Below are 9,395 nucleotides of genomic sequence, written 5' to 3'. Positions count from 1 at the left end.
GGTCGTCGGATGCGCCGACGCGCGGGAACAGCCGGTCGACGACGCCGATATGGGCGCTCTGCGCCGGCACGAATGAGCCGGTCTGGGCAAGGATGGCGATCAGCGCGTTCTGCCGCAGGAACGTCGACTTGCCGCCCATGTTGGGACCAGTCAAAAGCCAGATCGCGCCGGCCTTGGCGCCGCCCTCCGGCGAAAGATCGCAGTCGTTGGCAACGAACGGGCCTTCGCCCGAGCGGCGCAGCGCCTGCTCGACCACCGGATGACGGCCACCTTCGATTTCGAAGGCGAGGCTGGAATCCACCTCGGGCCTGCACCAGGCCTCGCTTTCCGAAAGCAGCGCAAGGGCTGCCGAAACGTCGAGCACCGCAAGCGCATCGGCGCCGGCGCGGATGCTGTTCGCCTCGGCGACGACTTCCGCCATCAGCCGGTCGAAAGTGGCGAGCTCGATGCTCAACGCCCGGTCGGCGGCATTGGCGATCTTCGATTCCAGCTCGGCGAGCTCCGTCGTGGTGAAGCGCATGGCGTTGGCCATGGTCTGCCGGTGGATGAAGCGGGCCTTGTTCTCGTCGCTGCCGGTCATTGCCGCATGGTGGTTGGCGGTGACCTCGATGTAATAGCCGAGCACATTGTTGTGCCGGATCTTCAGCGAGCGGATGCCAGTCTCCTCGATCAGCGAGCGCTCCAGCCCGGTGATCACCTTGCGCGATTCGTCGCGCAGCGCTCGCATCTCGTCGAGCTCGGCATGGTAGGCGCGGCGCACGAAACCGCCGTCGCGCTTGAGCAGCGGCAATTCCTCATCCAGCGCCAGGCTGAGATGGTCGCGCAGATCGCGCGGCAGAGCCTGGATCGATGCCAGCGCCGCCGCAAGTTCCTCGGGCAGGCTGATCGCCGCGAACAGCTGTGCGATGGCGTCCGCCGCCTCGAAGCCGGCGCGAAGCGCGCCGAGATCGCGCGGGCCGCCACGGTTGAGCGCGAGTCGCGACAGCGCCCGCGGCATGTCGGCAACGCTCTTCAGGCTCGTCCGCGCCGCCTGGCAGAGTCGGGTTTCGGCACGAAAGAACGACACCGAATCGAGCCTGGCGCCGATCGCCGCCGGATCGGTCAGCGGCGCCATCAGCCGGTCGGCCAAGAGCCTCGCGCCGCCGCCGGTCACCGTGCGGTCGATCGCCTTGAACAGCGAGCCGTCGCGGCTACCCGACAGCGTGCGTAAGAGCTCCAGATTGGCGCGCGTCGCCGGGTCGATGAACAGCGTCGAGCCGCTCTCCTCGCGCTCCGGTCGCGACAGCGGCGGCCGCTCGGCCTTCTGCGTCTTCTCGACATAGGCAATAGTGCCTGAGATGGCCGACAGCTCGGCGCGCGAAAACGTCCCGAAACTGTCCGGCGTCGCCACCGCGAAGAAGCGTGCGATGCGTCCCGCGGCCGAGGCCGAATCGAACAGCGACGGCGGCTGCGGGCTGGCGACGCGGCCGATGACGTCGAACAGTGGCTTCAGCTCGGGGTCGTAAAACACCGGCTCGGCGACGATCAGCTCGCGCGGATCGACGCGGAAGATGTCGGCGAGCAGCCGGTCGGCGGTGGTCTCGGCGACGCGGAAGACCCCGGTCGAGATCTCGATCCAGGCCAGCGCGAAGGCATGATCGCTGCTGCCTCCCTTCACGCGTCCGAGCGCCATCAAGAAACTCGATTCCGACGGCGCCAGCAATTTGTCCTCGGTGATGGTGCCGGGCGTCACCAGCCGCACCACGTCGCGCCGCACCACCGATTTCGAGCCGCGCTTCTTGGCCTCCGTCGGGTCCTCGGTCTGCTCGCAGACGGCGACGCGGAAGCCTTGCGCGATTAGCTTCTGCAGATAGTCATCCGCCGCATGCACCGGCACGCCGCACATCGGAATGTCATGGCCCTGATGCTTGCCGCGCCGCGTCAGCACGATGCCGAGCGCCCGGCTTGCCTTCTCGGCGTCGTCGAAGAACAGCTCGTAGAAATCGCCCATGCGGTAGAACAGGAGCGAATCCGGGTTCGCCGCCTTGATCTCGATATACTGCTCCATCATCGGCGTGACGGCGCCGCCGAAGGGCATCGGCGTGGTCGCCTCGGGGGCGTTGAGTTCGGTCGGGGTGCGCATATCCATGCCGGCACGCTAGCAGAACAGCTCGCGTGGTTTAATGCCGGCGGCTTGAAAAGCGGGGGAAACCGCCACGGGATGAGCACATTGCCTGAAGCCGCGATCGCGAATACTGATCACGCCCGGGGATCGGCATTACAGGCGGATAGGGGCAATGAAGCAGGACGGACACGAGACGTTCGAGGAGATGGTCGGTCCTGCCGGCTCGCCGCTCAGGCGTGTGCGGCTTCTTGCCACCAACCGCGCCAATCGCACCAGAACCAAGGTAAAGGCATGGCTGCGGACAAGGTTTCCTTTCGTTCTTCCTGCACGCGGGCCGTTATCCGATCTCGATGGCGGCATCGACATCCCCGTCCACATCTTCAATCGCGATCCGCTGATCCTCTACGTGCCAGTCGGCGGGCGCCGCCCGCTTTATGCGCTTGCCGCCCTTTCCCGTCGCCTGGCATCGCGGCGCGCCACTTTCCTGCTGATGCCGAACTGGACCCTGGAGAGGCCCGCCGTCATCGATCAGATCGGCAGGGACCTCGCCTGGTTTGCCTGGGCCTGCCCCAACCATGAGCTGATCTTCCTCTGCAACACCGAGGAGGAACGCCGCTTGATTGCGAGCGTAGGCGGCAATGCGATCTTCTCCAATCACAATCTGATGATCTCGGAGGACATCTTCCGACCGCTGCCGGACGTGTCGGTCGAATACGATGCCGTCTACAATGGCCGTATCTCACACACTAAGCGGCATTACCTCGCGTTTGAAATCGAGAGGCTGGTCCATGTGACATCTTCGATCGGGGAATTGCCTCCGGCCGGCGACCGCGCCTTCATTCGGCGCCTACAGGCGCAGTCGCCGCTGCACCGGATCGCCAATCCGCTCGTCGACGATCTGGCCGGGCGACTTTCGCCGGACGAGGTCAACCATGTTTACAACCAGGCCGCGGTCGGGCTCTGTCTGTCGGCGGTGGAGGGGGCAATGTACTCCAGTATGGAGTACTTGCTGGCCGGCTTGCCGATCGTCTCGACGCCGAGCATCGGCGGCCGCGACGTGTATTTCCACCCGGACTACTGCATCATCGCCGAGCCCGAGCCGACCGCCATCCGGCGTGCCGTCGAGACCTTGCGCGACCGCGCCATTCCGCGCGAGGAGATTCGCGGCCGCACGCTGGAGACGGTGCGGGCCGAACGTCTGCACCTGATGGCCTATCTCTCGGCGCTCAAGCGGCGCATGGGAAGCGGCGATCCGCCGTTCGCCGAGTGGCCGTTCGCCGGCACCGCGGGGCTGACGCGATGGGCCCCTGTGCGCGAGCATGTGCGCGAGATTGCCGCTATCGCCTCGTCGGGCGGGATCTGAACGGCGGCATCGCGCCCGGCCCAGGAACAGCGTTTGCACGTCGCTTGGCGGTTTACAGCGACGGCGTGTGGCCTTAAGCCGGAAGCTCACAAAAAATATGGCGTCCAGCTCAAGGGTGCCGCACTGGTGAGGGAATCAAGAGGACCATGGCCAGGAAAACCGAAAGCAGCGGTCCCTCTGTCAGCGCGCAGGAGGCGCTCGAATTCCACGCCATGGGACGGCCGGGCAAGCTGGAAATCGTCGCCACCAAGCCGATGGCGACGCAGCGCGATCTCAGCCTCGCCTATTCGCCGGGCGTCGCCGTTCCCGTTCGCGCCATCGCCGAGGATCCGAGCCGCGCCTTCGACTACACGACGCGCGGCAACATGGTCGCCGTCATCTCCAACGGCACCGCCATCCTCGGCCTCGGCAACCTCGGCGCGCTTGCCTCCAAGCCGGTGATGGAAGGCAAGTCGGTGCTGTTCAAGCGGTTCGCCGATGTCGATTCCATCGACCTCGAGGTCGACACAGAGGATGCCGACGAGTTCATCAACTGCGTGCGCTTCCTCGGTCCCTCCTTCGGCGGCATCAATCTGGAAGACATCAAGGCACCGGAATGCTTCATCATCGAGCAGCGGCTGCGCGAATTGATGGACATACCCGTCTTCCACGACGACCAGCACGGCACCGCCATCATCTCCGCCGCCGGCCTGATCAATGCGCTCGAGATCACCGGCCGCGACATGAAGACCACCAGGATGGTCTGCAACGGCGCCGGTGCCGCCGGCATCGCTTGTATCGAGCTGATGAAGGCGATGGGTTTCTCGCCGGAAAACATCATCCTGTGCGACACCAAGGGCGTCGTCTTCCAGGGCCGCACCGAAGGCATGAACCAGTGGAAATCGGCGCATGCCGTCAAGACCGAGGCGCGCTCGCTGGCCGAGGCTCTCGATGGCGCCGACGTCTTCCTCGGCCTTTCCGCCAAGGGCGCGCTGACGACCAAGATGGTGCAGTCGATGGCCAGGAACCCGATCATCTTCGCCATGGCCAATCCCGATCCCGAGATTACGCCCGAGGAAGTGGCCGAGATCCGCACCGACGCCATCATGGCCACGGGGCGTTCGGACTATCCGAACCAGGTCAACAATGTGCTCGGCTTCCCCTACATTTTCCGCGGCGCGCTGGATGTCCGCGCCACCACCATCAACGACGAGATGAAGATCGCAGCGGCGCGCGCGCTGGCCGAGTTGGCGCGCCGCGACGTGCCCGACGACGTCGCCGCCGCCTATCAGGGCAACCGGCCGAAATTCGGCCCCAACTACATCATCCCGGTGCCGTTCGACCCGCGCCTGATCGCCGCCATCCCGCTGGCTGTGGCGAAGGCCGCGATGGAGTCCGGTGTCGCCCGCAAGCCGATCCTAGACCTCGGCCGTTACGCGCAGGAGCTTTCCGCCCGCCGCGATCCGATCGCCTCCACCCTGCAGCGCATCTACGACCGCGTGCGGCGCCAGCCCAAGCGCATCGTCTTCGCCGAGGGCGAGGAGGAGCAGGTGATGCGCGCCGCCGTCTCCTATGTGAACCAGAATCTCGGCACCGCCATCCTGCTCGGCCGCGACGACGTCATCAAGGAAAACGCCAAACACGCCGGCATCGAGCTCAACAAGCAGGGCATCGAGATCATCAATGCCAGGCTGTCGCGCCGCAACGGCATCTACACCGACTATCTCTACGAGCGCATGCAGCGAAAGGGCTTCCTGTTCCGCGACTGCCAGCGGCTGATCAACAATGACCGCAACCACTTCGCCGCCTGCATGGTGGCGCTGGGCGATGCCGACGGCATCGTCACTGGCGTCACCCGCAACTACTCCACCGCGCTTGACGACATCCGCCGCGTCATCGACGCCAAGCCGGGCCACCGCGTCATCGGCGTCTCGATCGTGCTCGCGCGGGGCAAGACCGTACTAGTCGCCGATACCGCCGTGCACGACATGCCGAATGCCGAGCAGATCGCCGACATCGCCGAGGAAGCGGCCGGCTTTGCCCGCCGCATGGGCTATGAGCCGCGGCTTGCCATGCTCGCCTACTCGACCTTCGGCCATCCGCATGGCGAACGTTCCGAGCGCGTGCAGGAGGCCGTGCGCATCCTCGACAAGCGCCGCGTCGATTTCGAGTATGACGGCGAGATGGCCGCCGACGTGGCGCTCAACGCCCGCGCCATGGCGCAATACCCGTTCATACGGCTGACCGGCCCGGCCAACGTGCTGATCATGCCGGCGTTCCACTCGGCCTCGATCTCGACCAAGATGCTGCAGGAGCTCGGCGGCTCGACCGTTATCGGCCCGCTGCTGGTCGGCCTGAACAAGCCGGTGCAGATCGTCTCGCTGAACGCCAAGGACTCAGACATCGTCAACATGGCGGCGATCGCGGCCTACACGGCGAGCAACTGAGAAGCGGTGCGCGTAGGGCGCCTCCCATAACAGATTGATAATACTCAGCTGATATTGAAGACCTCTTGCCGACTTGCCGTAACGGCATCTACGGCGCGCTCAGACCGCTAACTTGGGGGTGCGGCCATGAAGCATGACGGGGTTTCTGCATCCGCGGTCGGCCAGGGGGGCCACCACGACGAGCGGCTGGACGCGCTGCTCAGCATCACCGGTCGCATGGACGGCTATCTCTACCGCTGCCGCAACGACCAGTCCTATACGATGCTCTACATCAGCGACGGCATCCTCACTGTCAGCGGCTATCGGCCGAGCGATTTCATCCACAATGCGGTGCGCGACTACGTTTCGGCCATCCATCCTGACGATCTCGCTTCGGTCTATGCTGCCGTCGACGCCGCGCTCGAGGCGCGCTGCAACTGGAATGTCGACTACCGCATCGTGCCGAGGGTCGGCGAGCCGCTCTGGGTCCGCGAGATCGGCGGCGGTGTCTGGGACGAGGCCGGCGGGCTCGAATTCCTCGAGGGGTTCGTCGTCGACATCAGCGACCGCAAGGTCGTCGAGGACCTCAACGCGCAGCTGCTGCTCGACCTCAAGGCCGCCAACGAGGAACTGTCGGCGCAAAAGCGCGAGATCGAGCTGGCCAAGCAGCAGAGCGACCATTCGGCCAACCACGATCTCCTGACCGACCTGCCCAACCGGCGCGCCTTCCACAACGAGCTCAAATCGGTGATCGGCCGCTGCGCCGCAACCGGCGATGCGGCGGGCCTGCTGTTCATCGACCTTGACCGCTTCAAGGAGGTCAACGACACGCTTGGCCACGAGGCCGGCGATGCGCTGTTGCAGCGCGTGTCGGACAAGCTGCGCGCGATCCTGCGCAGCGCCGACTTCGTCGCGCGGCTCGGCGGCGACGAGTTCGCCTTCCTGTTCTCGGGCAAGCCTGACCAGGCCAGGGAGAAGGCGGTGCGCGTGGCGGAGCGCGTGCTGGAGCGGCTGCGCATCAAGGTTCCGGCCCCGAACGGCGACATCCAGGTCGGCTGCACCGTCGGTGTCGCGATCTATCCGACGGAAGCCGCTGATCCCGATGCGCTGGTCGCGCTCGCCGACCGGCATATGTATGTCGGCAAGAAGGAAGGCCGTGGCCGGCTGGTCACTTCCGACCAATTGGCGCTGGAGCAGCCCGGGGCCGGCGGCGGCCAGTCGTCACGCCGCCAGCGCCGCATCGCCTAGCTCCGACGGGCGCGGCATCCATCGAGCAGGATCGGCCGCAACCTTCCCCCCGCGAGGCGAGGGGAAGGCAAGGCATTTGAAGGCGTGGCGACACCCTACTCCCAGTCGCGGCAGGCGAGAAAGGCACGCTTCCAGAAGCGCCAGCCGGTCACCTTCCACTTCCAGAATTCATAGCCGCAGCCGCCATGGTCGGACGCCACGATGGTCACCCCGCCCCAGCCCCAGGCGTGGTGCTTGTGGTGGCCATGGTGGTGGCCGCCAATGGCCATTGCAGACCTGGTCGAGGTTGGGGCTGGCCGCCGCTCTCGCCGCGTTCGGACGCCCGGAGGAAGCCAGGGCCGTCATCGCCGAAGCAACGCGCATCGACCAGGGTCTGACGGTCGCCTCGTTCGACGCGGTCGTGGGCCAGGTCCCGGACGGTCTGCGCGAGCGGGTCTGTTCGGCACTTAGACAGGCGGGGGTTGAGCTGAAAAGACAAAGGCCCGCAGCGACGTGCTGCGGGCCCTTCTTGCAAAGATTGTAGAACCGGTCAGAACGAGCGCTGGAAGCGGAGGATGCCGCCGATGCTGTTTTCCTTGTCGGCTTTGGTCCAGTTGGTGACGGTATCTTCGCCGACATGCAGATAGTCGACTTCGGCCGTGACCTTGAGGCCCTTGACGATTTCATAGGCAATGTTCGCCGCGACGCCGAAGTTCTTGCCTTCGTCGTAGGAGAGCTGGGCGTTGAACGAGGTCTTCTCGTTGATGGTGTAGGTACCGCCGCCCCAGATCGCCCAGTTGCCGCTCCACTGCTTGTAGAAGCCGCGACCATGCGCGTCGATGACGTTGCCTGCGTCATCGTTGAGGTTGTCGTCGGTGCCGTAGCCGCCCATGATGAACAGCGACAGGTTGTCCATCGGCTTGACGTCGAGACGAACCTTGCCGGCCACTTCCTCGTAGTTGCTGTCATAGGCGACGACGCCGGTGATGGCGCCCCAGCCCTGCGTGTACTTCACGCCACCGACGACATGCGGAACATAGCTGTCGATCGTGCCGACGACGCCAGAGCCCTCTTCGAGAGAGACCACGGCCGAGAAGCCGTTGCCGGCGTCGAAGTAGTACTGGACGACGTTGGTGTCGAAATCGCCGTACGGAACCAGCGTATCCTGGATGACGTTGCCGGCGTAGCCGATGAACGAATCGAACGCCGATTCGTCCTTACCGACGCGCAGACCACCGAGCTGGATCGAGGCGAACTTCACCGAGACGCCCTTGTCGACGGCGGGATTGCCGGAGGCGAGGGTGCCATAGCCGTTGCTGTTGCCGAAGTTGAAGCGCATTTCGGTGTAGGTCTTCAAGGTGCCGAGCTCGGTTTCCTGGCCGGTCCAGGTCTTGAAGGTGAAGCGGGCATTCTTCTTCCAGGTGTCCTGCTCGTCGCCATCCTGGTGGTCGACTGACGACGCACCGTCGAACGAGCCGACGTCGCCAAAGCCGATGTCGTAACGGACATAGCCGCCGATGCGCAGGCAGGTTTCGGTGCCGGGGATGTAGAAGTAGCCCGAGCCGTACACGTCGCAGATCTTGACGTATTCAGCCGGTTCCGGCTCGGCGACGACAACGGCGTCGGCGGCGCGCGCACCGGAAACTGCGATCAGGGCCGCAGCTGAGCCGAGAAGAAGGCTCTTGATGTTCATTTTCTGAATCTCCAGTCAAAAGTTAAAACGGGTTTGATCTCTTGAAAGGCAGCGTTGCCGCCCCCTGTCCCCACGGTTGAAAAAGACGCGCATCGCGCCGCTTCTTCGCGCTCCACATGACCCATGTCGCAGCGCGGTTCAACAGAGATTGTGTCATAAAAGCGGCTTTTGGAATCTTGGAAAAGTATTGTTGCGTAAATACCACGAATATATTGTCGAAATTGGCACAAATGGCACAAGTTGTACAAACGAAACGTAACTATAGATTTACACAACCTGGGATACATCCAACGAGGACTGTTCCATGAAATACCATTAGCCGACTAGTTAATGACGCGGCAACCGCCGTTTAACTAATTGATTTGAAAGAAAAAAATCAAACTCGCGAGCCGTTGGGATTGCTGGTCGGCGAAAAGTCGCGTGCGGCCAGCATGACTTCGCGCACCCTGTCGTGCTTGAGCATTTCAAGGGGAGTGCGACCATCGAGATCGGGCGAAGGGCGGGTCAGCCAGAACCAGGCCAGCCTCGGATTGGCGATCACCGCCAGCAGCTCTCTGATCCCCGCGGCCGGCCTGCCGTCGACGAACTGGGCCAGCGGAAAGA

Annotated in this window: 7 protein-coding genes; 3 read left to right on the top strand and 4 right to left on the bottom strand. The window is 64.4% G+C overall.

Annotated elements, in window-relative coordinates:
* The coding region (gene mutS / locus EN781_RS16310; RefSeq protein WP_127400147.1) for a DNA mismatch repair protein MutS at positions 1 to 2,128 on the bottom strand (2,128 nt) is incomplete at its 3' end.
* A gap of 148 nt (positions 2,129 to 2,276) precedes the next feature.
* Between mutS and EN781_RS16305 the strand changes: the two genes are divergently transcribed.
* The 3 genes from EN781_RS16305 to EN781_RS16295 all read left to right on the top strand — a co-directional run bounded on the left by EN781_RS16305 (position 2,277) and on the right by EN781_RS16295 (position 7,120).
* Positions 2,277 to 3,467 carry a glycosyltransferase gene (locus EN781_RS16305; protein WP_126056805.1) on the top strand — a complete coding sequence of 397 codons (1,191 nt, stop codon included), beginning with the start codon at positions 2,277 to 2,279 and terminating at the stop codon, positions 3,465 to 3,467.
* Between the two features lie 146 nt (positions 3,468 to 3,613).
* Entirely contained in the window at positions 3,614 to 5,893 is a 2,280-nt protein-coding gene (locus EN781_RS16300) for an NADP-dependent malic enzyme (RefSeq protein ID WP_126056804.1), read from the top strand.
* Positions 5,894 to 6,019: 126 nt separating this feature from the next.
* Positions 6,020 to 7,120, top strand: coding sequence for a sensor domain-containing diguanylate cyclase (locus tag EN781_RS16295; protein WP_126056803.1), 1,101 nt, complete (start codon positions 6,020 to 6,022; stop codon positions 7,118 to 7,120).
* 95 nt (positions 7,121 to 7,215) lie between these two features.
* On the opposite strand, the gene EN781_RS34390 is transcribed toward EN781_RS16295, so the two are convergent.
* The 3 genes from EN781_RS34390 to EN781_RS16285 all read right to left on the bottom strand — a co-directional run.
* Positions 7,216 to 7,389: a hypothetical protein gene (locus EN781_RS34390; RefSeq protein ID WP_189347615.1), complete on the bottom strand. Its 174-nt coding sequence runs from the start codon at positions 7,387 to 7,389 to the stop codon at positions 7,216 to 7,218.
* Between the two features lie 260 nt (positions 7,390 to 7,649).
* Positions 7,650 to 8,792, bottom strand: a complete 1,143-nt coding sequence (locus tag EN781_RS16290) for a porin (RefSeq protein WP_126056802.1) — start codon at positions 8,790 to 8,792, stop codon at positions 7,650 to 7,652.
* 376 nt (positions 8,793 to 9,168) lie between these two features.
* The coding region (locus EN781_RS16285) for an antitoxin Xre/MbcA/ParS toxin-binding domain-containing protein (protein WP_127400146.1) at positions 9,169 to 9,395 on the bottom strand (227 nt) is incomplete at its 5' end.

The organism is Mesorhizobium sp. M4A.F.Ca.ET.090.04.2.1, assembly GCF_003999085.1.
GTDB lineage: Bacteria > Pseudomonadota > Alphaproteobacteria > Rhizobiales > Rhizobiaceae > Mesorhizobium.
This window is presented reverse-complemented; position numbering and strand designations above follow the sequence as displayed.